Source organism: Methylosinus sp. Sm6, assembly GCF_019802345.1.
GTDB lineage: Bacteria > Pseudomonadota > Alphaproteobacteria > Rhizobiales > Beijerinckiaceae > Methylosinus.
Genome location: NZ_JAINDZ010000138.1, coordinates 1 through 616 on the forward strand (window position 1 = coordinate 1; position 616 = coordinate 616).

Below are 616 nucleotides of genomic sequence, written 5' to 3' on the forward strand. Positions count from 1 at the left end.
AAAATCTCGCCTATGTCATCTACACCTCCGGTTCGACCGGAAAACCAAAAGGCGTCATGGTCGAACATCGGGGGCTGTGCAATCTCGTCACGGCGCTGGCGCGCGATTACGACGTCGGTTCGACAGATCGACTCTTGCAATTCTCCTCATTCGGTTTCGACATGTCCGTCGAAGAGATCTTCCTCGCGCTTTCGTGCGGAGCCGCCCTGGTGCTGCGGACTGACGCTTGGCTCGTCGGCGCAGGCGAATTCTGGAGTCTTTGCAAAAAGAACGGCGTGACATTCCTCAATTTGCCGCCGTCCTTCTGGCAAACTTTGATCCCCTCACATTCGGGCGAAGTTCCCACCACGCTCCGCCAGATCGCGCTCGGCGGCGAAAACATCGCATCAGGCTTCTTGCGGCGCTGGTTTGAGGAAAGCGGATCCGTCGCAAAGATCGTCAACGCTTATGGCCCCACGGAGGCGACCGTCAACGCGTCTATCGGCGCGCTTGCCAAGGGATGCGCCGAAAACGTCATTGGGCGTCCGATCTCGAACACTCGGATATATATTCTGGACGCGCGGGGGCGTCCGGCTCCGCTCGGAGTTCGGGGGGAGATTTACATAGGGGGCGCGGG

The 616-nt window shown here is 59.3% G+C and carries 1 protein-coding gene; it reads left to right on the plus strand.

Features of this window, described 5'->3' with window-relative positions:
- Positions 1-616: AMP-binding protein (locus tag K3F48_RS23940; RefSeq protein ID WP_222577938.1), on the plus strand; the 616-nt coding region annotated here is incomplete at both ends.